This window comes from Anaerocolumna xylanovorans DSM 12503 (assembly GCF_900143645.1).
Lineage (GTDB): Bacteria > Bacillota > Clostridia > Lachnospirales > Lachnospiraceae > Anaerocolumna > Anaerocolumna xylanovorans.
This window is the reverse complement of sequence record NZ_FRFD01000011.1, coordinates 75,196-97,977: the sequence shown is the minus strand read 5'-3', so window position 1 is coordinate 97,977 and position 22,782 is coordinate 75,196. Positions and strand designations below refer to the sequence as shown.

Genomic DNA, 22,782 nt, shown 5'->3' with positions numbered 1-22,782 from the left:
AAAAGGAGAGATTTTATGAAAAGATTTGCGAGACTTTTATCAACGGCTTTAACTGCAATATTTTTAATGTCAGCAGCACTTTCCGGCTGTAGTGCTAAAACTGGTGATACACCGGCAGCGCCATCTACCGGAACGCCGGCTAAAACAGTTACCCTTAAGTTCTATACTCCTACAGATGAGGTTACAAACAAGCAGCTTAAATGGCCTGAATTTATTGATGAGTTTGAGAAGAAAAATCCCGGTATTAAGGTTGAAATGGCTCCTTTGGTTGCAAATGTAAATAATGATGAGTATAAGAAAAAAGTAGACCTTATGATTGCGGCAGGTGAACAGATTGATTTGGTGAAATCTTCTGCTTTATATGAATTAACAGAGTGGATTGATAACGGCGTAATCGAACCTCTTGATGACTATGCCAAGAATGCCGGCATTAACTTGTCAGATGAATATAAAGGTGTTACACCTTACAACGGCAAAATTTATGCAATACCTGAGGAAATAACACCATGGTTGGTATTTATTAATAAAGATATGCTTGATGCAGCAGGACTTCCTATTCCTTCAAGAGACTGGACCTGGGATGATTACAGGGAATATGCCAAAAAGCTTACGAAAGGTGAAGGCGCAAATAAGGTATATGGTTCCTTTATGAATGATTGGTCAAATTTCTTCGCTGTTGGAACACAGAGCGAAATAATGGATGATCCTTTTTTTACAGAGGATAATAAACTGAATTTTGAACACCCTGCGTTCAGAGATGGATTACAGTTTAGATATGATATGGAAAATGTGGATAAGAGCCAGGTTCCATATGTAGATATGTCATCACAGAAACTTTTATACAGGAATCAATTCTTTAGTGGGAAAGTAGCTATGGTGTGTATGGGAGCTTGGATGGTTTCTGATATTCAGCTCATTGATAAATATCCGCATACGTTTAAAACAACTTTTGCTACATACCCAAGATGGAGTAATGACAGTAAACCCAATACATCTCAGCTTGATGGGGCTGGATTTGGCTGGTCAATTAATGCAAAGTCTGCAAATAAGGAAGCTGCATACAAATTCTTAACAGCATTAACATCTGAAGGTTTGGAAATGGGACATAAAAAGTGGACACCATGGAAAAAAGCTAATTCTGATGAAGTAATAAAAGGTATTATTGGTCCTGATGAAAGTTTATATGATTTGGAGGCACTTAAAAATGTTATATTTGATCCGCAAAGGGTTGATAACGTTGTGACAAGATCTGGCCCTGGAGAAAGTGAAATCATTGACGCATTTACATCGGAAGCCGAAAAATACTTTGTAGGCGGACAGTCTTTGGATAGTACTATGAAAAACACAATTGATAAGGCAAATGCTATTGTCGAAAAAGCAAAGAAATAGAAAGAGTTCAGGCTTTAGCAGGTGAGATTGGGTAAATGAAGATTAGTTCTATCATTTACCCAGTCTTGTATAGTTTTAGAATTCAATGTTTTAATTATAGGCATAGTTTGAAAAATGCGATGCATTTTTCAAATTTCTATTTGGGCAGTATCGCAAGCGTGCTTGCAATATGCATGGGACATAGTTTGCAGTCTTTGGGAAAGGCATGGCAATTAGTGGGGAGATATGGATATTTGAATTGTGGAATGATATAATGTGAATAGGTGATTTTATGAGAACTATTATCGGGAAATTCCGAAATTTAAGTATAAGAAGAAAGTTAATAATGTCCTTCTCTGTTATTGTGGTGTTTCCATTAATAATTTCTTTATTATTGTCCAATAATATTGTAACAAATTTTATGCTGGACGAAATAGCCAGTTTAAACGAAAATTCAATAAATGATTCTTCAAAAGTATTAAACAGAACACTTGATGATATTGCTTTTACATTATTAAACATATCCAATAATAGTAATGTAAGAGAAATACTTAGTGATGACAATACTAATTATAAAATCCAGTCTGGTAAAATCCAAAGATATGAAAAACAAAAGAAATTTGATAACATATTTGAGAACATTCCAATTTCATTAATGACCTATAACACAAGCATAACCATATTAGGAGAAAAGAATTTTGATTATGGGAACTGGGGAGAGTATTCAAGATATACAAAAGAAATGAAGCAAAATAACTGGTATAAAGAAATAATTAAATCAAAAGATATGAGGATTCGCTGGATAGGAGTCATGCCTGGTGTTGAAAATAATGGTGATTATTTTTTGGAAGCAGCTATGCCTATAAAGATAAGCAGCAGCAGTTTGACCAGAATAGGTGTGGTACATATATGTATAAATGAGAATAATATTTATAAGGCACTAAACTCAAATAACGAAACAAATGAAATTTATCTTTTACAAAATAATGGCAAAATTCTATCATGTAAAAATAAAACAGAAATTTCTAAAAACATAAATAGCAGGCTTAATGTCTCAAAAATAAACGAAAACCTGGGGAAATCGTATATTGATGTAGATAAAAACGGAAAAAAAATAGTTGTTAATAGTGTATCTATTGATAAGGGTAACTGGATACTGGTATCAATGATATCCTACGAGAAGTTGGTAGCACCTTTGACCAATATTAGAAATATTCTTTTATTTATCAATTTGATCTTTATGATTTCTTTTTTAATTGTAGCATTATTTATTTCAAATATAATAAGTAAGCCAATCATTAAATTACGAATGAGTATGCTGAAAGTAGAAAACGGAGATTTTAATGGAAAGGTAGAGGTTGAAAGTGAAGATGAGATTGGAAAACTGAGTCAAAACTTTAATAATATGCTGGATAAGGTCAGTGAACTTCTAGTGCTTACAAAAGAGCAGGAAAGATTAAAAAGAGATGCTGAATTTGAAGCACTGCAAGCCCAAATTAATCCACACTTTCTTTTTAATACCTTAAGCTCTATAAGGTGGGCAGCGGCAGCTTATGGAGATAAAAAGGTTGAAGATATGGTACATGCCTTATCAATATTACTCAGAGCCAGTATTACAAACGGACAGGAGATGGTTTCTCTTGAAAGTGAGATTAATATACTAAAGAATTATCTTGATTTGGTTCAGATGAAGCAGGGTACTGTCATTATTTTTGAATGCAATATAGATGAAATTATTATGAAATACAGGATACCCCACCTTCTACTGCAACCCATTGTGGAAAATTCAATCCTGCATGGGTTTGGGGATTTAAATGAGCCAGGTGTTATCAGTATGACTGCAATAGTAGCAGAAGATTTGTTAAAGATAGAGCTGATAGATAATGGTAAAGGATTACAAGGTAATACTTTAGACAGCATTTTAAATAGAGAGTCCGAGGCACTGGATGATAAAAAGTATTATAAAAGTGTTGGTTTAAAAAACATACATGACAGGATTAAGCTTATTTATGGACAAAACTACGGAATAAATATTTGCGACGGAGAAAAAAACGGGACAAAAGTAACCTTATATCTGCCATTCCAGAAAGAGGGTGTACATATTGCTGACAGTAATGTTAGTAGATGACGAAATTAATGTTATAGAGGGTCTGAAGGTTTCGCTGGATTGGGAAAAACATGGATTTGGGATTATCTGTACAGCGGGTAGTGGGGAAGAGGGATACATAAAGGCTATAGAACATAAACCTGACTTGATAATTACAGATATTTCAATGCATAAAATGGATGGGATTGAAATGGCTGAGAAAATAAGGGAAAAGCAGCCGGAACTAAGCATAATATTTCTGACATGTCATAAGGATTTTGATTTTGCGAGGAAAGCCGTCAACTTAAGTATTGATGAATACCTTATAAAAGATACTATGACAAGAGAGGAAATCTATTTGGCATTGGCTAAAGTCAAAACTGGCATTGAAGAAAGATGGCTAAAAAAGAAAAAGACCAGGGAGCTTTCAATAGAACTAAATCGCAATCGCTGTCAACTTAGTGAAAAACTTATTAATGAATTACTTAAAAAAGAGTTGGCAGACATTAATAGTTTTGAAAGACGTTTAAACATTTACAATTATAATTTATCGAAACAAAAGTATATATTATCATTACTTACGATAGACCGATATATTAATTTGCTAAACAGTAATATGTTTAACAAAGATGCAGAATTAATACAATTTACAGTTTTAAATGTTGTTGAGGAGATTCTTAAAAAAAATGATATCGGGGAAGTATTTCCTAAGAGTGAAAATAATTATGTGATCATTTTTAATTACAACCCTAACCTCAAATATAGTATGTACGAGAAAATAGCTGCTGTTTCAAAAGAAATCCAGAGTTGTATCAAGGAAATCTTAAAAACAACCTGCACAATTTATATCGGAATTCAGGTGGGTTCAATGCAGGAAATTAAGGGTGCATATGAAGATATTTTAACATTAAAAAATAATAGATTTTATATGCAGGATGGCTTCCTTTTGTCTTATTCAAAAAGAGAATCCAAGTTTTCAAATATTGATTTTCATTATGTAAATGATCTGATGAAAGAATTTGATCATCATTTGGAAAATCGGGATATCGAACTGCTCACACATTTGGAATATGTTTTTTTTGATAAAGTTAAGAAGGAAAATATATTTGCTGTAGATGTAAAAATGGTTGTTGAAAGATTGGTTAATAGTTTGAATAAGTATATCGAAAAGAATGTTTTCATGTACCAGCATGTCATTCCGGATTCTTATTTGAAACAACTTTGTATCATTGATAATGTTTATGAATTAAATGAAACATTTCACAGCTTCTTGAAAAATGCCGTAGATGTTTTAAATAAGAACGCTGCATATACTTGTACGCCCGAGATGAAAAAGATTTTAAATTATATTACGGAAAATTTACAGGAGGAAATTAGCCTTGACACCATAGCTGCATTTGTAAATATGAACAGCAGCTATTTCAGCAGATATTTTAAGAGTAAAACAGGAGGCAATTTTATTGACTTTCTAACCAGTATGAGGGTAGAAAAGGCAAAAGAACTTTTAGCGGAGACTGATTTATCAATAGAAGAGATTTCAATAAAGGTTGGACATGTAAATAAAGCTTACTTTACAAAAGTTTTTAAAAAGGTAACAGGCTTTAATCCCGGCGAATTCAGGAAGAGAAGATATTCATAGTTTATAGAAAATTTGGAGGCAGTAAATAGATGTCAAAGGATAAATTGAAGCTTAATGTTTACATAAATAGATCAGAAATGGGTAAGGCAGCCGCGGGAGCAGTTGCTGAAAGAATAATCAGCCTTTTGGAGGTTAAGAGTGAAGTTAATATGGTGTTTGCAGCGGCTCCATCCCAGAACGAGTTCCTTGATACTTTAGTCAGTAATAGGGAAATCAAGTGGGAAAAGATAAATGCCTTTCATTTGGATGAATATATCGGGTTGAGCAGTGAGGCGTCACAAGGCTTTGGGATTTTTTTAAGAAGAAAACTGTTTGGCAAGGTGGGTTTTAAGTCTGTGAATTATTTAAATGGAAGTGATAACGGTGAGTCCGTTGAATGTGACAGATACTCTAACCTTTTAGTGCAATTTCCCCTGGATATAGCGTGTATCGGCATTGGGGAGAACGGGCATCTTGCCTTTAACGACCCGCCGGTAGCAGATTTTAATGATAAATCCTTGGTCAAGGTGGTTGAATTGGATGAGGTTTGCAGGAAGCAGCAGGTAAACGACGGATGCTTTGAGGCCCTTGATATGGTGCCTGCCCGTGCACTTACTCTTACTATTCCTGCAATTATGTCAGCTAAATATATTTACTGTATGGTACCTGGAAAATCCAAAGCGGCGGCTGTTGAGAAAACGATAAATGGTGAAATTTCAGAGGCCTGCCCTGCCTCCATACTCAGAAAACATGAAGCTGCAGAGCTATTTCTGGATGCAGACAGCGCTGCAGGAATAATGTGAGGGAGGACTATGGATAGAATAAAAATTACCAATGGTAAAATCATAACCCCGTACAGGTTGCTTGAGAAAGGAACAATCATCATTGAAGACGGAATCATTTCATGCGTTACAAAGGAAGATGTGCCTGTACAGGATGCGGTTGTAATAGATGCAGAGGGGCATTATGTAGCTCCCGGATTTATTGATATTCATACACATGGGGGCGGTGGCTCTGACTTCATGGATGCAACTGTGGAAGCATACCTTAAAGCGGCAGAAACACATGCCAGGTATGGAACAACCTCTATTGTACCGACTACCCTGACCAGTACAAATGAAGGTCTTAAGCAATCCTTTGAAGCTTTCAGAAAATCAAAGTCCTTAAATAAACTAGGTGCAGAGCTGATAGGAATACATCTGGAAGGACCGTATTTTTCGCAGGAACAAAAAGGTGCACAGGATCCCAGATATATCAGGGTACCATTAAGAGAAGAATATGAAAAAATTTTTGAATGGAGCGACGATATTATAAGGTGGAGTGCAGCTCCCGAAATTGAAGGGGTACTGGATTTTTGCAGATATGCCCGAAAAAAAGGAGTTTTAATGTCCATAGGGCATTCCGATGCAATAGGGGAAAAGGTGGCAGAGGCTTTTGAAAATGGCTTTTCACATATAACTCATTTGTATTCAGCTATGTCGGGTGTAAAAAGAATGAATGCATTACGGGTTTCAGGAGTAATCGAAAGTGCTTTTCTAATAGATGAAATGACGGTTGAGATAATTGCAGACGGAATTCATATTCCGGCTGACCTGCTAAATCTGGTTTATAAAATAAAAGGACCCTCCCGGACAGTACTTGTTACTGATTCCATGCGTGCGGCAGGTATGGGTGAGGGCCCGAGCATACTGGGGAGCTTGAAAGATGGCATGGAAGTCTTTGTAGAGGATGGAGTTGCCAAGCTGCCCGACCGGAAAGCTTTTGCAGGCAGTGTCGCCACGGCAGACAGGCTTGTCAGGACGATGGCAGGGCCCGCGGGAGTGCCGTTGGTTGATGCCGTAAGAATGATTTCCATCACACCGGCCAAGGTTATAGGGATCGATGATAGAAAGGGAAGTCTGGCACCGGGGAAGGATGCCGATATCGTTATATTTGATTCGGATATCGACATCAAGACAACAATCATAAAGGGAAAAACAGTTTATAAAAAGAAATAAAGGAACATTAAAATATAGGGGGTGGACTCATGAATATAATACCAAAGCCCAAAAATATAACAGAAGGCCGGCCTTTGCAGAAGGGTATCTCTTTTGAAAAGAAAATATATACCAATGTAAACGGATTTATGCTGGAATATGCAGCAGTTCTATTCAACCAGGATGTTTTGCCGAAGGAGACAGTCCCATTCTCTTTTTTACAGATTTCGGATGAATTTGGCTTGGAAATGAAGCATTTGCCTGAAGTATTACAGGATAAAGAGGAGGGATATCTATTAAAGGTTGATGCGAAGGGAGTTGTTATTGCAGCTGGGAGCAGCAAAGGTTTATTTTACGGAATACAAACCTGTTTACAGCTAAAAGAGCAGGGCTGTGAAAGGGAACTTGAAATAATCGATTGGCCAGATAATGATATCAGAGGATACCATTTTGAATCAAGATTTGGTATTCCTAAATTTGAAAGAATGATAGAAATAATAGATGAACTGTGCAAATATAAGTTCAACACCATTTTGATGGAATTGGAAGACAAATTCCCCTATGAAGAGGCCAAGGGAATAACTTCGGTGAATGCCCTGGACAAAGATCAATTAAAAGAAATAATCAGGTATGCAAACGACAGATACATTGATATAATACCGCTGCAGCAGACCTTGGGACATGTTGAATACATACTTAAAAATGATGACTATTATCCTATGAGGGAAGTGAGAAGTGGCGCGGTTAACAGCGAACTTCCCTTTTCCTTCAATCCCATTGGCAATCTTTCCTTCAACGATATAGACGAGTTTTGTCCTTCAAATGGAGAAGTCTATGGGCTGATAGAAAAAATGTGCAGGGAGATGGCAGAAAAATATCCTAAAAGCAAGTATATGCATATCGGCTGTGACGAGGCATGGAATTTGATCAATTGTGAATTGTGCAAAGCAAAATATGGAGAAAAGGGCTTTCATAAGGTTTTTCTGGAACACACAAACCGTGTGGCCGGGGTTATTACATCTTTAAATAAAATACCTGTTATCTGGGATGATATGCTAAGGGGCTTTTCAGAAGAAGAATTTGAGCTTCTGGATAAGAACATAGTAATAATGTGCTGGCTTTATTATAATGGTGATTTAGAAAAAGGTATATCACTGATTAAAAAATATAGGGAAGCCGGCTTTCATGTGATAGGGGCCTCCTCGGCGAAATGCTGTGAAGGAATGAGTTCTGATTACCTTGATATGCCCAATATGAAAGACCGCTTGATAAACATAGATGACTGGAGCAAATTATCAACAGAATTTGATTTAATGGGAGTAATAACTACAGTCTGGTCAAATTACACCGGTACAATAGCTCCTCCACATCCATTTTTTGATACCATGTGGTATCCGCTTATTTTTTCGGCAGATAAATATTGGAATACAGCTTCCGACAGTAAGGAATTTGAGGAGAGATTTCTGGAGAATTTCTTTGGGGTGGAGGGGATAGAAAATTGCTTCGGAAATGAAAACGAGTTAGTATATGAAAAAACTTCCTTCATTGCCCGGAACTGCAAAAGAAATAAGTATATTGCAGAGGTGTATAAATTCGCTTCCTTGCTTTCCATCTACAGGCAAAAAAGTATGGCAACCTACAGGGAAATGTACAAATTGTACGACGGATCATCAAAAAGAGAAAAAGCTATTGTGGTCAGGAAGGTCAAAGAGCTGGAGACCATGAGGGAATATCTTAAGCCTGAAATTTCAAGACTGATAAGTATAAACTTTAATAAAACCGACGCAAAAGAATTTGTAAATTCCAGATTTCTAATGGATGAAATGGTTAATCAAAGATAGGAAGCAAATAAAGTTTGAGTAAAGGGGCTGTCGCAAAATACGAAATATATATCATTTTGCGACAGCCCCTTTGTACCAATATAATATCTTATATTGAAATTTAAAGTAACTTAATCAGCTCTTCTAATTCTTCGGATAAAACTTTTGCAAGAGCAAAATCAGTATCTTTTAAAGCTAATTCTATTTTCGTTTCCACTGCTTTTTTCTTTTGTTCAGTTTCTAAATAGTCTCTATCGAAATGACCGGCATAAATCATCTTTCTGAATTTTCGCATACTCATTTTCCGAATTGTCTTATCTTCAATGATTAAAACATAATCCATACAGTTTACGATAGAATAGAAATCATGAGAAATCATTAGAATCGCACCATTATAGTTTTCGATAGCTTTTTCCAGTGCTATTTGTGAATAGGTGTCCAGATGGCTTGTCGGTTCATCAAGAAGTAACAGGTCTGCTTTACCGGCAGAAATTTTGGCTAATTGAAGTATATTTTTTTCTCCGCCGGACAGAGAGCCTATCTTTTGATGAATGATTTCTTCGTCAAAACCATAGTTTAAAAGATAGGATCCAATCTCATCATAAGTTTTGAAACCCACATTAAAAAACTCTTCCATTACGGTATCAGACTCATTTAGCATTTCACCTTGAAGCTGAGATAAAAAAGCCATTTTAACGCATTCATTTATCTCAATAGAATCATGATTATTTTTAAAGATTTCTCGGAGTAAAGTCGTTTTCCCGGTACCATTTGAACCGATCAGGGCCACTTTATCGGTAGACTTGAGCTCAAAGTTAACATTTTCTAAAAGAATATCATCAAAGGCAACATTGTAATCTTTGACTTTCAAAGCAATCGTTTCTCCGAGTACATTATTTGTAATAAAATTGATTTCCGGCTGCTTAATATCTACAAATGGTGCTTTAATTCTGCGAGCTTCTAGTCGCTCCTGGATTTTAATTCTGGCGTTTAGTGATTTCCCTCTGGAAGCTTCGGTATGGATGGTTGAGATGAATCTTAGATTATCAATTAAGATTTCATTTCTCTCGATTTCTTCCGTATCAGCAATTGCCAGTTCCTGTAACTCAATTTTACTTTGAAGTAAGGAGAAATTATAATCAATATATCGTCCATCAAATTCTTGGAGCAACCTGTTTTCAAGGTGTATGATTTTATTAAAACAATGATTCAATAGATATCTGTTGTGTGTAATAACCAGCATGCTTCCCTTGTGCGAATTAATTAGGTTTTTAAGAGAATCAAGGTTTTCGAAGTCTAAAAATACATCGGGTTCGTCCATAATCATTAAATCCGGACCGGTCAGCATTTCCTTAATCACCTGAATCAGTTTGAATTCCCCGCCACTAAGTTTAGATACCGGCAGATCTTCATGCTTGCTTAGGTTTGCCAGAGTTAGCTGCTTATTCATATTGCTTTCGAAATCCTCTCCGCCAATTGCATGAAATGCGTCCAAAGCTTGTTGGTATTTTTCCAGTAGAGAATCAATATCCGAAGATGTTTCCATTTCGGTACAAATAGATGTTATCTCATTTTGCAGCTTAATAAATTCTTCCCCTATATATTCGAAAACGGTTATTTCTTTTGTTTTGTCCAGCTGTGAGAACTGGCTTACATACCCAATCCTGCAATTGGAGGATATCTCCAACTTTCCCTCGAACATATATCTTTCCGGATCCATAAGGATATTGAGCAGTGTACTTTTTCCACTGCCGCTTGTTCCTATAAAGGCACAATGTTGACCGTCTTCTAATGTGAATGAAATTTTATTATATAGATCCTTTTGTGGAAATGAGTAGGATAAGTTATCAACTTTTATCATATTAATCCTCCTTTATCAGTAAAAAAGAGCCTATCAAAATAAGCTCTTCAACTATGGTAGCATAACACTTTTTACGGATGATTTCAATCATTTTATATGAAAACTGTTTGTGCCGTTGGAAGATTTGATACCATTCTTTCCTGGCTATATTTAAAAAAGAAAACAAGACGGATACAAGGTAATCTTTTATCCATTGCTAATATTCAATCTTTCAAGTAAAATTAAGAAGAGAGATGGTTAATCAATGGAGGTTTCAATATGGACAACAGAAGTTTTCACGATTTTTCTGTAAGCGAAGAGATAAGAAAGGCATTAAAGGGTTTAGAGTATGATATACCCACCGAAGTTCAGGAGCGTGTCATTCCCTTCGCATTAGAAAAAAACGATCTTTTCGTAAAAGCACAGACCGGCAGCGGTAAGACTGCCGCATATGCAATACCAATCTGTGAATTAATTGAATGGCTGGAAAATAAACCGCAAGCGCTTATTTTGACTCCAACAAGAGAACTCGCTGTTCAAGTGAAAGAGGATTTTACTAATATCGGCAGATTTAAAAGGGTAAAAGCGGCGGCAATCTATGGAAGACACCCATTTTCTATGGAGAAGACGGAACTAAAGCAAAAGACGCATATAGTTGTCGGCACGCCGGGACGTGTCATGGATCATATTAAGAGAGGGACATTAATCCTTGACAGGATTAAGTTTTTGGTAATTGATGAGGCGGACCGGATGCTGGATATGGGATTTGCTGAACAGGTTGAATTCATTCTAAGGGAGCTTCCTGGGGACCGGGTTACAATGATGTTTTCAGCTACCATGCCAGAAGAAATTAAAAGAATCTCATCAAGTTACATGAAAGATACGATGTATATCGATGTCAGTGAGGCCGGTATTACAACAGATGATATCAAGCATTCCCTTTATTTCGCCAGGGATGAAGAAAAGTTGGCACTGCTTACGGATGTTACTGTTATTGAAAAACCGGATAGCTGTATTATTTTCTGCAGAACCAAGGAACGGGTGGACAGGGTATGCAATCAGCTGGTGGATAGGGGTTATCGCTGCAATAAAATCCACGGCGGTATGGAACAGGATGACCGGCTAATTGCCATGAAGCGCTTTAAAAGGGGAGAGTTTACTTATATGGTTGCTACTGATGTAGCAGCAAGAGGAATTGATATTGAGAATATTTCTTTGGTTATTAATTATGACATTCCTTTTGACAGGGAAGTATATGTACATCGTACAGGAAGAACCGGGCGTGCAGGTCAAAGCGGGAAAGCGATTACCTTTGTGACACCCACGGAGCTTCGGTATTTAAATGATATTGAGAAATATATTGGGTTTGAAATTGACAAAATGACAAAACCGTCGAAAGAGGAAGTCTCTCTTCAGAAGTCTGCTTTTGATGAAAAAGGAAATGCAGCGCCTGTCATCAGACAAATGAAAAGCGATCAATTACATAAGGAAATTATGAAGCTGCGATTTAACGGGGGGAAGAAAAAGAAGCTTAGAGCAGCCAATTTCGTCGGAGTGATATCGAATATCGAAGGTGTCACGGCAGAGGACATCGGAATTATCACCATCCAAGATACCCTTACTTATGTGGAAATACTGAACGGCAAGGGGTCCCTGGTATTGGAGACAATGAAAAATACAATGATCGGCGGTAAGCAGTTGAAGGTATCCAAGGCAGCAGAGAAAGAGAGCAAATAAACAGCGGAATGAAAGGAAAGCAGGCAATGCGCCTGCCTTCTGCGAGGACAGAAGGAAGGATAAATAATTGAAAAGTTTTCCAACTATCACAATTATATATAAGAGCCCTTTCTTTACTATTCACATTTGCTATTGTTTTATCATTATCTTCCGGAATATTTATTCATTGGAAGTCAGTTTATGAATTATCTGCTGATGATTAGGATATTTTTCTAGCAAATCATTTTTTTTAAATAACTCAAAGTCTCTAAATTCAAATCCTGGCGATACCATGCAGCCAACTAATGCATACCCTTTATTATTCATAGCGGAACCAAATATATAATCTTTTGGCACCAATACTTGAGGTTTTTCACCATTTTCAATATTAAGTCCAAGCTGTTCGGTAAAAAGCTCTCCTTTTGGGCTGATCATATAAATAGTTAGAGGAGAACCTGAATGATAGTACCACATTTCATCAGATTTTAGTCTGTGAAAATGAGATACTTCTCCGTCCCTAAGTAAAAAGTAGATACTTGTCCAAAGTATTCGTGAACCTTCAAAGTCAACTTTTAATTCTTTTGATGTTATATTTTCTTCCGACGCATAAATTTCTTTATAAAACCCACCTTCCGGATGCGATATCATGTTTAAATTTTTAATAAAATAATCTGCTGTATACATATTGATACTCCTTTCAATTTTTCCTTATTATATTATATCGGATTATATCGATATGTAAATTTAATTCCATAAATTTTATATAGTTAATAGCATTTTCTTAATTTGTCCCGCAACGGAAATATTAAATAAAAGTTATGACATATACTTTTTCTGAAAAAACATGGCATAATCGATAAGAATAAATTCCTTATAATTAGGAGGGTTTCTTATGTTAAATGATATTCACGCTCATGCGGCAGGCGATTACAAAATTAATATTAGACTTGGGTAAGGCATATATTGTATATAACTGCATTTGTTTTCTGAAATTTTGATGAAGTATATTGGTACATATCATAAGGGAGGAGGATTAACATGCTGGTATTAAAATCAATATTTGCCCCGTTTGCCTCAAAATATCTGCAAGAAAGAAAAAACGCCCAGTGGCGAAAAATGAATCGGCATAATCTTACTACAATAAGTTATAATAGTCCCATGAATATTATCCGGGTAGGAAAGGGTACCTATGGGCACATTAATGCTCATTGGTATGGTTCGAATGAGGAGCAGCTCAATATTGGAAATTTCTGTTCCATTGCCAGTAATGTAAATTTTGTTCTCGGCGGTGAACATAATTACAAACGAGCAACAAATTATCCATTTCCTGAACTTAAATATCATACACAATATGATGGAGTTTGTAAGGGGCCAATCAACATTGAAGATGATGTATGGATTGGTTATGGAGCAACCATACTTTCCGGTGTTACATTAGGAAGAGGATGTATTGTCGGAGCGGGGAGTGTAGTTGCAAAAAATATACCTTCCTACGCCATATATGCGGGAAATCGCATTCTAAAATATCGTTTTAGTGATGAAATCATCGATAAGTTAAAAAAGATAGATTTTAATAATATCAATGTAAAGAATTATGAAAAATATTCACAATATGAAATTACAATAGAGAATGTTGATGCAGTTGTTGAGTCGATGACGTTGAATAATAGAGGTAATTAGTATTTCTGTTATCTGGTTATTATAATAACAGGCATTAATGTGTTAAGTCCATTTATCCAATGAAATATTTATTCCATAGGCTGTAAGGGTTATCTGCCATTATTAAATCAATCAAAGAAAGAAGTGTGTTACGTATGAATAGTAACAAATATTCGAAGAAGTTAAAAGAAGAATTAGAAACAACTTTAACAAGAATCCAGTATGAAGTAACTCAGAACAATGCCACAGAGCCACCTTTTAAAAATGAATACTTTAATGAATTCAGAAAAGGGATATATGTAGATATCACTACTGGGGAACCGCTTTTTATATCCAGTAATAAATTTGAATCTGGCTGCGGATGGCCTAGTTTTGCTAAGCCGATTGATGAAAACACTATTATGGAAATTACTGACTATAGTCATGGCATGAAACGTACGGAAGTGAGAAGCAAAGTAGGAGATGCACATCTGGGACATGTATTTGAGGATGGACCGGCTGAAATGGGTGGCTTGAGGTACTGCATCAATAGTGCATCACTGAGATTCATACCGAAAGAAGAAATGGAGAAGGAAGGATATCGGGATTTTCTCAATGCTATTTAAAATATCTTCATGCTATAGATTATGTTAAAGGTATCATTTTGTATCCTCAAGGCATGTTGAAAGGATAGTTTTGATGACGTCTTGTGGTCAGAAGGGGAAAAGGGCGTTTTTATAGATGACCACAAAAATACGGATCTGAAAAAGATGATGTGCACAACATCATTGCCAGGAAATTCGTAAGGGATCTCTGTCTACCAGCCGTTTAAAAGAATAAACCGGGTATCCCACAATGATTGCACCGGTAACGCTTCTGTTTTCGGGGAGATTTAGAAGCCGAAGCAGAGGCTCGTGCTCAACCGCCGCACAATACTCAAGCAATCCGGACCAGCAGGTACCCAATCCGAGAACGGGCGCATAAAGCTGGGCATATGTGAGTGCAAAATGGGTATTGTCCCGGCCGAGTGCGAAACGATCTTTATCCGCCGTGGCGATGATCAGGCAGGGGGCATCCCTTAGAATAGTATCCTCGCCATTTTCGTGGTAACATCGGATCGTATTGGAGGTGTTTTTCGACCATGGGGATTTCCCCAAAGCTCCATGGTTTAAATCTTCCTCTGCCCAATCCGCAATCATAGCCGCGATTTCTTTTAAAGTAACCGAATCATCTACAACATGGTAAGATACTCCCTGTGAATTGCAGGCCGTTGGTGCGAAATGAGCAATATCAAGAAGCTCTCTGATTGTCTCGCGCGGTACACGTTTCTTTTGGAATGAACGAACAGACCGCCGCGAGCGGAGAAAACGAGCCGCCGTATTGGCGTCCGGCATTGGCGTATTTTCGAGCAAGGCCTGCTTTTCAAGCGGAGCCAGTTTGTGATCTAATGCACCGTTTGGACAAACGGCTACACAATGCCCGCAGGCAATGCAGAAATTATCAACAACCTCCGGACCATGTTCTCCCATACCAAGGGTACCTCGGCAGACCTTCACGCAAAGACCGCACTTTATGCATTGCTCCTGATTTATCTGAATCAAGTTATCTGCTGTCATATTCATTCACCCGCCAATACAGCATCTATTACGATAGCATCCTGGGTAAGGCGCGTTACTATTGCTTCACCCATTCCTCTCTTGGTACCGCCGGTAACAAGAACACGTTTACCGTCCCGTTCCTTGGGATCAATAATTATATGGCTGGAATTCTCCATTAATGGAACCTCCTTTTTTCACCGGATGAACTAAAATAATTAAATTCAATGATTCGATGGCTTAAGATAGCGTCTTTTATAATGGTAAATTGGTATGTCCTGTTTTCGTCACTGCCCCAGGGACTAAAATCTATCTCAATCCAACTGGTTTTGCTTTTGTTGAATAGACTGCTTAGTTTGGCAAGTACTTTATCTGTCTCTGGAGCCTGCGTTATTGACAGGCTTTGCAATGCATACAATATCTCGTTTTGTTCCCTTTCTGAAAGAACGGATTTATCGAGCACATAATCGTCAAGCAAAGAGATACCGCCGCCCTTTCCCTGGCTTGCATAAATAGGTATCCCTGCTGAAGACAGTGTGTCAATATCCCGGTAGATTGTTCTTACTGATACCTCAAATCGTTCTGCCAATTCTTTTGCGGTTATGGATTTTTTACTAAGTAAAATATATATAATTTCAAACAGTCTGTTTACCTGCATATTAATCCCCATGCATATCGCAAGTTTACTTGCGATACTGCTCAAATAGAAATTTGAAAAATGCAATGCATTTTTCAATCTATCACCTTGATTACATTATAAAATAAATAACCTGACAATAGTATGTCAGGTTATTCGTTAACTAGTATACCATATTCAGCCAAGGCTCGCAGGAGCATTAAGTTTGTATAAATTTTATAAATCTGACAGAAAATATAAAAATGCCATAATAAAATATTGTGCTATTTTTTATGGAAAAACAGACAAACTATCTAGGAGTAGATGCCATCTTGTCTGAAAGGCATTTTATTAATAAGGAGGAGATTCAATTGCTGATCTCGTTGGATGGAATTAATTTTTATATAAATTCACCGTTTCTGCGGGTTGTTTTATTGATACTGATTGCATTAATCGGTTTTGTTCTATTAATGCTATATAACCGGTTTAGCCATTTTGGAAAGAAAGTGCATTTCCCGAGCTATTCCCTGGGAGAAGGAGATAAACCGGGACCGAGCGAATGGGAGAAGCAGATGCTTAATCTGGCAGAAAGCCACAGTCAGGTCAAACTAACCGGATATAGCTTTGTTCTTAATGATTATAATCAGGTCGCGTATAAAAAACTGAATAAAATCAGAGATAGAATCTCTGTCTTGTCCACTGATATCATTTCCCTGATTCCGGCAGCACGCTGGCTTTTTGACAATTTCCAGATGATGTACCGGGAAATTAAAAAAGTGCGCACCTCAGGAACGAGCTATGCCGTATTGCCGGTCCTAAAGGGAAAGGAATACCGTAACTTTCCCCGTATTTATGTTGTGGCTAAAAGAATCGTGGCTCTTTCCGGCGGACACTTAAGTGAAGAAAATATTTCCGTGATGTTAACGGCTTATCAGCAGAAGATACCGCTCACGGATAAGGAAATCTGGGTTTTGCCGGAAGTGCTGGGCTTTTGTCTTCTTGAAGAAATCATTGTAATTGCAGATGAAATTCTTTCTGTGATTGATGTGAAGTCAAAGGCAGAAAAGTTCTTACGGGAAAAGCTGGAAGGCAAGCAGAGTACAGCCGATATATCGGTACTGTTTTGCGAGATAGAAGATAACTTAAGGCTGAACTATTCGTTCCACGCCCATGTAATATACCTGCTGAAAAATATGTCCTTTGATGAGGCTTCCATTCAAAGATATCTGGAATATCATTTTGCTTCTTTGGGAAGACAGGTGAGAACCTCCGAAATATTTCTGGAGGAAGGAAAGATGGAAGCATTTCTTGAGGCAAATATACGGACTTTAATTGTCAGCCTTAGGGATATCAATGAAGTGGACGAGGAAAAATTCTTTGAGGAATATTCCTGTCTGGAGCAGATTTTGTCACAGGACCCGGATGGTGTCTATTCAAAGATGGATTTAGAGGCCAGGGGAATGTATCGGGGAGTTATTGTTAAATTATCGCTCCGTTATCGGCTGATGGAAGAAAAAATAGCGAAGGACTGCCTGGAACTGGCGATTCAGGGAAGGGAGGATCTGCACTGTTCTCATCATGTGGGAGCCTATCTTTTGGGTAAGGGCTATCCGATTCTGAAAGCAAAGACATTAGGGAAACCGATTCCCCAAAGCATTAAGAAAAAGAGGAATGTAAAGGGCTTCTTCTATTTCCTTTCTCTGTTCCTTATCATTCTGGGACTGAGTGCCTGCCTGCTCTATGCATTTTGGGCACTTGGCGGCCTTACAGCTGCCAATAGGCATGTAATTACCCTTCTGGTGGTCATGCCGCTGCTTATCGGTATTTCCATAGAGATTACAAATTATATATTTACCAGAAGAATCAGAGTTAAGAAGATCCCTTCCCTGGATTATCAAAAGGAAATACCGGAGGAAGCAAGAACCTTTGTTGTCATGCCGGTCATCGTCTCCTCGAAGGAACAGGGTCTGCAGTATATGGAACGTCTTCAAAAGCATTATTTGGCAAATAGGCAGCCGAATCTTTACTTTGCATTGCTGCTTGATTTTGAGGATTCCCCGAGTCAGTCCATGCCAAAAGATGAGGTGATCCAGAGTGCCCTTGCTGCACGTATGAAGGAATTGAATGAGCTTTACCCGTCGGAACACCAGCGCTTTTCCCTGTTCTTCCGCTGCCGCAAATGGAATGAAGCGGAGAACTGTTATATGGGATGGGAGCGCAAGAGAGGAAAACTGGAGGAATTTAACAGCCTTTTAAATGGGGCGGGAAAGGAGAGCACCACCTTTTCGTCCATTTATTGTGACGAAGAGCTTTTTACCACCTTCCAGTATGTGATTACGTTGGATGCGGATACGAATCTGCTTCGTGACAATGCCGCGAAACTGGTTGGACTGATTGATCATCCTTTAAATAAACCGATTCTGGATTCCACAGGCGGGAAGGTAAAGGAGGGCTATGTCATCATTCAGCCCTCGGTAAGAAATCATATCGTAGATAAGCATGGCAGCAGGTTTACGAAAATCTTTGGAGGAGAATCGGGCCTTGACCATTACGGAACCGTAATATCAGATATCTACCAGGATATCTTTGGCGAAGGTATCTATACAGGGAAGGGCATCTATGACAGGAAAGCCTTCCATAAGCTGCTTCATAATAAGGTACCGGAAAACCGGATTTTAAGCCATGACCTTTTTGAGAGCTGCTATGCACGAACGGCTTTTTCCAGCGCAGCCAAGATTATGGACAGTTTTCCGAACAGCGTTTTATCCTTTACCAAAAGGGAACACCGATGGCTGCGCGGAGACTGGCAGCTCCTGCCCTGGCTGTTTATGAAAAAGACCCCGGACGGGGGAAGCCTAAGCCCATTGTCAAAATGGAAAATCTTTGACAACTTAAGACGAAGTCTGGTTCCGCTAAGTAAGACTCTGTTTATTTTGCTGAATCTGGCATGGATGCCGGGAGCATATTATCTTTGGATACCCTTCGTTTTCTTTAGTGATATATTTAACCTGATTATTTTATTAATTGCAGTGATTACCCAGAAGCTGATCCGGCCAAATCTTGCTCTTATTTATAAAGGTTTCCTTAAGGAGCTTGCTGCGATGGTGGAAAGAACATTCCTGGAATTTACAATCACTCCCTACCGGGCTTATGTTGCATCGGATGCAATTGCAAGGACCCTGTATCGGATCTTTATCAGCAAAAGAAATCTGCTTCGCTGGAACACGGCAGAAGCAGTGGATGCCTCCATCATCAATACCAGAAAAGGATATTTTCTTACTATGTGGAGCAATTTTCTTCCGGCGTTCGTGCTTTTGGTAATTATATTTATGGGACATTTGAACCCGGCAGGAATTATTTTGGCAGCAATCATAATTGCTGACTGGAGTATTGCCTTTGAAATCGCATACCGGATCAGTCAGCCGGAAAAGAAGTATCTGATGGATAAAGCACAGGATAGTGAGATGCTTATTTGTACTGCACGCAGAACCTGGCTGTTTTTTAAGGAACTTTCCACGAAGGAAAATAACTGGCTCTGCCCGGATAATTACCAGATTGGGGCAGTCACAAAAGTCAGCGACAAAACATCACCGACCAATATCGGCCTTCAGTTTCTGGCAATTCTGTCAGCCAGGGATTTTGGATTTGAAACTCTAAGCTCTACGGTTGAAGCCGTGGAGAATCTGCTGGAAACGGTTCATAAAATGCAGAAATGGAAGGGACATCTCTATAATTGGTATCATATTGAAACCTTGGAGGTGTTAGACCCTGCCTATATATCAACCGTAGACAGCGGTAATTTCTTTGGACACCTGGTAGCCTTGAAAAACGGCCTTTTAGAGCAGGTAGACAAGCCGCTTTATCCGGACAATATACTATCTGAACTTGAAGCCTTGGTAAAGGACAGCAATGAGGAAATTCAGCAAAGAACGGGCAATTCTGCCGGAAATGAGCTTAGACTTAAGTATACAAGGATAGGTGAACTGATAGAAGATATTGCGGATATCTGGGAAAACTTAAACGAGAGGGAGCTTAGTCCGCCTGCAGATTATCGCTATACCAGGCAGTTGATGAGTACTATTGACAGTATTGTAAATGAGACCTCTGCTTTAAAGCTGAAGGAAGAGAGCTTTTCTTCTTATCCTACGCTTCGCTGCATTGCAGCAGAGGACAATAAATTTGCGAATAACATGATTAACCGGATCAGAGCACTCAGTAATAAGATAGACTGCCTTTTGACAAATGTTGATTTCCGCTTTTTATTCAATGATAAGAGAATGCTGTTCCATATCGGATATCATGTATCCTCGCACATGCTGGATGACGGCTGTTATGACTTGATGGCGTCGGAATCGGCACTTACAAGCCTTCTTGCGATAGCGAAGGGGGAAGTACCGTTAAAGCATTGGTATAAACTGGGGAGGCCGCTGACCATTGTAGGAGGTGTTCCGTGCTTCGTATCCTGGAGCGGCACGATGTTTGAATATCTGATGCCGAATCTGGTATTCAAAGAATATGAAGGCTCCGTTTATGCACAGACCTCCAGGGCAGCGGTACTCCAGCACATGAAATATGCAAAGGAGGCGGAGATACCCTGGGGAATATCAGAATCCCAATATTATCGTTTTGACTTAAACTCAAATTACCAGTATAAAGCCTTTGGTGTTCCGAAGATAAGACTTCAGCCGGTCCATAGGAATTCCCTGGTGGTTGCTCCTTATGCAACGATGCTGGCACTGGATATCGCAGAAGAGGAATGCGTAGAGAATCTGAAGCGGATGAAGGAATTAGGAGCCTTCGGCGATTATGGTTTCTATGAGGCAATTGATTTTAACGTACCGAATTCTGTGGAACTGACACCTTATTGTATTGTGAAATCCTATATGGCACATCATCAGGGGATGAATCTGGCTGCGATTAATAATTATCTGAATGAGGGTATCCTTCGGGAGAGATTTCATGCAGAGATGATGATAAAGGCAACAGAAGTCTTGCTGGAGGAAAAACGCCGGTCTCATTTGATTTCCATTGCCAAGCAGGGATATACAATAAAAATCGGTAAGCCCCTCTTTAAAGAAGTTATTTACAGTAACCGGTATGTGGGCAGTGTGGCTGTGAATCCAACCGTTGCAAATTACCTGTCAAACGGTAAGTATTCACTGATGATAACAACCGATGGGGACGGCTTTAGTAAATATGAGGATAGGATGCTTTACCGCTGGCGATCGGATATTTACGCAAATACAGGTAATTATATCTATGTCAAGGATATGAAGCAGGGTAAGGTTTGGAGTACCACATATCATCCTACAAGAACAGAGCCGGAGGATTACCAGGTGGTATTCTGGCCGCACAAGGCGGAATTTAAACGCAGGGACGGGGATATCTCAACGCACATGATTGTCAGCCTGGATGCGGACCATAATTTTGAGATACGCAAGGTTACATTTACCAATCATGGGAATGAGGAAAAGCAGTTGGAAGTGACCAGTTATCTGGAGGTGGTGGATGATACCCATCCGGCAGAGTTAAGCCATCCTGCGTTTAATAAGCTCTTTCTGGAAAGTGAGTATCTGGAAGAGGATGAAATCTTTCTTGCAAAAAGACGGCGTAAGAAGGAGGAGGATAATCCTTATCTTATCCACATGGTAAGAACAGGAGCAAAGCTTTGCAAAAAAGTAGAATACGAAAATGACAAAAAACGCTTTATCGGAAGAAACAATACCCTGGAGAATCCGGATTCGGTAGTTAACAGTATTACCTTTTTCAATAATTCGGGCTTTTGCAATGATCCGATTATGAGCTTGCGGGTACGGTGCTGCATAGAGCCGGGTGAAACAGCCTGCATATCTTTCATTACCGGAGTATGCGGCAGTAAGGAGGAAGCAATAAAAATTGCAGGGGAATTTAATGTAAGTTACCGGATTGATGATATCCTGGAGAAATTCCGGCTTCAAAAGAATCTGGAGTTGAAGTATCTGGAAATTACTAAACTTCAGCTGAACGCATTTCAGGACCTGATCAGCCCGATTTTCTATTCTGCGGGTATTTACCGCGGCCCTGTTGAAAATATTAGACGGAACTTTAAGAATCAGAGCTTTTTATGGAAGTTCGGCATATCCGGCGATAATCCCATTTTGCTTTTGAAGGTTGCCTCCATGGAAGACGGAAGACTTGTGAAGGATGTATTGAAGGCTTACGAATATTTAAGAATCAACCGTGTTATGGTTGATCTGGTTATCCTGATTGATTCCAAACATGGTTATTTTCAGGAGGTAGATATGTTAATAAGCGATATGACAAGCTCTCTTCGGATTTATGATTCCGGAAGCGAGAAGCCAAGCTTTTTTACGCTGCATACCTATGAGATGATACCGGCGGAGATTGATTTGTTGTATACGGTAGCGAGAGTCGTATTTTCGGAGAAGACGGGTATTTATTTTAATCATGTAAAAGAAAATATGTATGAGTTACTTGAAGATTAGTGTGAAAAATAAAAGACATTTTTC

15 protein-coding genes are annotated in these 22,782 nt (G+C 38.5%); 10 read left to right on the top strand and 5 right to left on the bottom strand.

What is annotated here, in order from left to right:
- Nucleotides 1-15 precede the first annotated feature (15 nt).
- From BUF11_RS18125 to BUF11_RS18100, 6 genes are all read left to right on the top strand, one after another.
- Entirely contained in the window at nt 16-1,389 is a 1,374-nt protein-coding gene (locus BUF11_RS18125) for an ABC transporter substrate-binding protein (RefSeq protein ID WP_073590280.1), read from the top strand.
- Between the two features lie 271 nt (nt 1,390-1,660).
- On the top strand, nt 1,661-3,496 hold the full coding sequence (locus tag BUF11_RS18120; RefSeq protein ID WP_073590279.1) for a sensor histidine kinase: 1,836 nt from the start codon (nt 1,661-1,663) through the stop codon (nt 3,494-3,496).
- Nucleotides 3,471-5,093: a response regulator transcription factor gene (locus BUF11_RS18115; RefSeq protein WP_073590278.1), complete on the top strand. Its 1,623-nt coding sequence runs from the start codon at nt 3,471-3,473 to the stop codon at nt 5,091-5,093. Before BUF11_RS18120 ends, BUF11_RS18115 begins: the two co-directional genes overlap by 26 nt.
- Nucleotides 5,094-5,122: 29 nt before the next feature.
- Nucleotides 5,123-5,875, top strand: a complete 753-nt coding sequence (locus BUF11_RS18110; RefSeq protein ID WP_073590277.1) for a glucosamine-6-phosphate deaminase — start codon at nt 5,123-5,125, stop codon at nt 5,873-5,875.
- Between the two features lie 9 nt (nt 5,876-5,884).
- Nucleotides 5,885-7,069, top strand: a complete 1,185-nt coding sequence (gene nagA, locus BUF11_RS18105; RefSeq protein WP_073590276.1) for an N-acetylglucosamine-6-phosphate deacetylase — start codon at nt 5,885-5,887, stop codon at nt 7,067-7,069.
- Between the two features lie 29 nt (nt 7,070-7,098).
- Nucleotides 7,099-8,889 carry a family 20 glycosylhydrolase gene (locus BUF11_RS18100; RefSeq protein WP_073590275.1) on the top strand — a complete coding sequence of 597 codons (1,791 nt, stop codon included), beginning with the start codon at nt 7,099-7,101 and terminating at the stop codon, nt 8,887-8,889.
- Nucleotides 8,890-8,989: 100 nt separating this feature from the next.
- On the opposite strand, the gene BUF11_RS18095 is transcribed toward BUF11_RS18100, so the two are convergent.
- The gene (locus BUF11_RS18095; protein ID WP_073590274.1) at nt 8,990-10,729 is read right to left on the bottom strand and encodes an ABC-F family ATP-binding cassette domain-containing protein; all 1,740 of its coding nucleotides are present in this window, start codon (nt 10,727-10,729) and stop codon (nt 8,990-8,992) included.
- 258 nt (nt 10,730-10,987) lie between these two features.
- On the opposite strand from BUF11_RS18095, the gene BUF11_RS18090 reads away from it, so the two are divergent.
- Entirely contained in the window at nt 10,988-12,445 is a 1,458-nt protein-coding gene (locus BUF11_RS18090) for a DEAD/DEAH box helicase (RefSeq protein WP_073590273.1), read from the top strand.
- A 159-nt stretch (nt 12,446-12,604) separates the two neighbouring features.
- On the opposite strand, the gene BUF11_RS18085 is transcribed toward BUF11_RS18090, so the two are convergent.
- Complete coding sequence (locus BUF11_RS18085; protein WP_073590272.1) at nt 12,605-13,108, bottom strand: cupin domain-containing protein; 504 nt, start codon at nt 13,106-13,108, stop codon at nt 12,605-12,607.
- A 354-nt stretch (nt 13,109-13,462) separates the two neighbouring features.
- Between BUF11_RS18085 and BUF11_RS24965 the strand changes: the two genes are divergently transcribed.
- Together BUF11_RS24965 and msrB are read left to right on the top strand one after the other, a co-directional pair.
- Complete coding sequence (locus tag BUF11_RS24965) at nt 13,463-14,104, top strand: CatB-related O-acetyltransferase (RefSeq protein ID WP_073590271.1); 642 nt, start codon at nt 13,463-13,465, stop codon at nt 14,102-14,104.
- A 134-nt stretch (nt 14,105-14,238) separates the two neighbouring features.
- A complete protein-coding gene (msrB, locus tag BUF11_RS18075; RefSeq protein ID WP_073590270.1) occupies nt 14,239-14,688 on the top strand; it encodes a peptide-methionine (R)-S-oxide reductase MsrB in 450 nt (149 codons plus the stop codon).
- A gap of 159 nt (nt 14,689-14,847) precedes the next feature.
- Here the strand turns inward: msrB and BUF11_RS18070 are convergent, their stop codons facing one another.
- The 3 genes from BUF11_RS18070 to BUF11_RS18065 are packed head-to-tail and all read right to left on the bottom strand — an operon-like array spanning nt 14,848 to nt 16,315.
- Nucleotides 14,848-15,684: a nitroreductase family protein gene (locus BUF11_RS18070; protein ID WP_073590269.1), complete on the bottom strand. Its 837-nt coding sequence runs from the start codon at nt 15,682-15,684 to the stop codon at nt 14,848-14,850.
- Nucleotides 15,681-15,836: a hypothetical protein gene (locus BUF11_RS24105; protein WP_207665492.1), complete on the bottom strand. Its 156-nt coding sequence runs from the start codon at nt 15,834-15,836 to the stop codon at nt 15,681-15,683. The genes BUF11_RS18070 and BUF11_RS24105 overlap by 4 nt, the downstream gene beginning before the upstream one ends.
- Nucleotides 15,836-16,315 carry a helix-turn-helix transcriptional regulator gene (locus tag BUF11_RS18065; RefSeq protein ID WP_330393909.1) on the bottom strand — a complete coding sequence of 160 codons (480 nt, stop codon included), beginning with the start codon at nt 16,313-16,315 and terminating at the stop codon, nt 15,836-15,838. The genes BUF11_RS24105 and BUF11_RS18065 overlap by 1 nt, the downstream gene beginning before the upstream one ends.
- Nucleotides 16,316-16,566: 251 nt before the next feature.
- On the opposite strand from BUF11_RS18065, the gene BUF11_RS18060 reads away from it, so the two are divergent.
- Entirely contained in the window at nt 16,567-22,758 is a 6,192-nt protein-coding gene (locus BUF11_RS18060) for a glucoamylase family protein (RefSeq protein WP_084558748.1), read from the top strand.
- The last annotated feature ends 24 nt before the right edge of the window (nt 22,759-22,782 follow it).

Bases quoted from the DNA above. Each gene is read 5' to 3' on its own strand.
- BUF11_RS18125 (WP_073590280.1), top strand. From the start codon at position 16: ATGAAAAGATTTGCGAGACTTTTATCAACGGCTTTAACTGCAATATTT.
- BUF11_RS18120 (WP_073590279.1), top strand. From the start codon at position 1,661: ATGAGAACTATTATCGGGAAATTCCGAAATTTAAGTATAAGAAGAAAG.
- BUF11_RS18110 (WP_073590277.1), top strand. From the start codon at position 5,123: ATGTCAAAGGATAAATTGAAGCTTAATGTTTACATAAATAGATCAGAA.
- nagA (WP_073590276.1), top strand. From the start codon at position 5,885: ATGGATAGAATAAAAATTACCAATGGTAAAATCATAACCCCGTACAGG.
- BUF11_RS18100 (WP_073590275.1), top strand. From the start codon at position 7,099: ATGAATATAATACCAAAGCCCAAAAATATAACAGAAGGCCGGCCTTTG.
- BUF11_RS18095 (WP_073590274.1), bottom strand. From the start codon at position 10,729: ATGATAAAAGTTGATAACTTATCCTACTCATTTCCACAAAAGGATCTA.
- BUF11_RS18090 (WP_073590273.1), top strand. From the start codon at position 10,988: ATGGACAACAGAAGTTTTCACGATTTTTCTGTAAGCGAAGAGATAAGA.
- BUF11_RS18085 (WP_073590272.1), bottom strand. From the start codon at position 13,108: ATGTATACAGCAGATTATTTTATTAAAAATTTAAACATGATATCGCAT.
- BUF11_RS24965 (WP_073590271.1), top strand. From the start codon at position 13,463: ATGCTGGTATTAAAATCAATATTTGCCCCGTTTGCCTCAAAATATCTG.
- msrB (WP_073590270.1), top strand. From the start codon at position 14,239: ATGAATAGTAACAAATATTCGAAGAAGTTAAAAGAAGAATTAGAAACA.
- BUF11_RS18070 (WP_073590269.1), bottom strand. From the start codon at position 15,684: ATGAATATGACAGCAGATAACTTGATTCAGATAAATCAGGAGCAATGC.
- BUF11_RS24105 (WP_207665492.1), bottom strand. From the start codon at position 15,836: ATGGAGAATTCCAGCCATATAATTATTGATCCCAAGGAACGGGACGGT.
- BUF11_RS18065 (WP_330393909.1), bottom strand. From the start codon at position 16,315: ATGCAGGTAAACAGACTGTTTGAAATTATATATATTTTACTTAGTAAA.
- BUF11_RS18060 (WP_084558748.1), top strand. From the start codon at position 16,567: ATGGAAAAACAGACAAACTATCTAGGAGTAGATGCCATCTTGTCTGAA.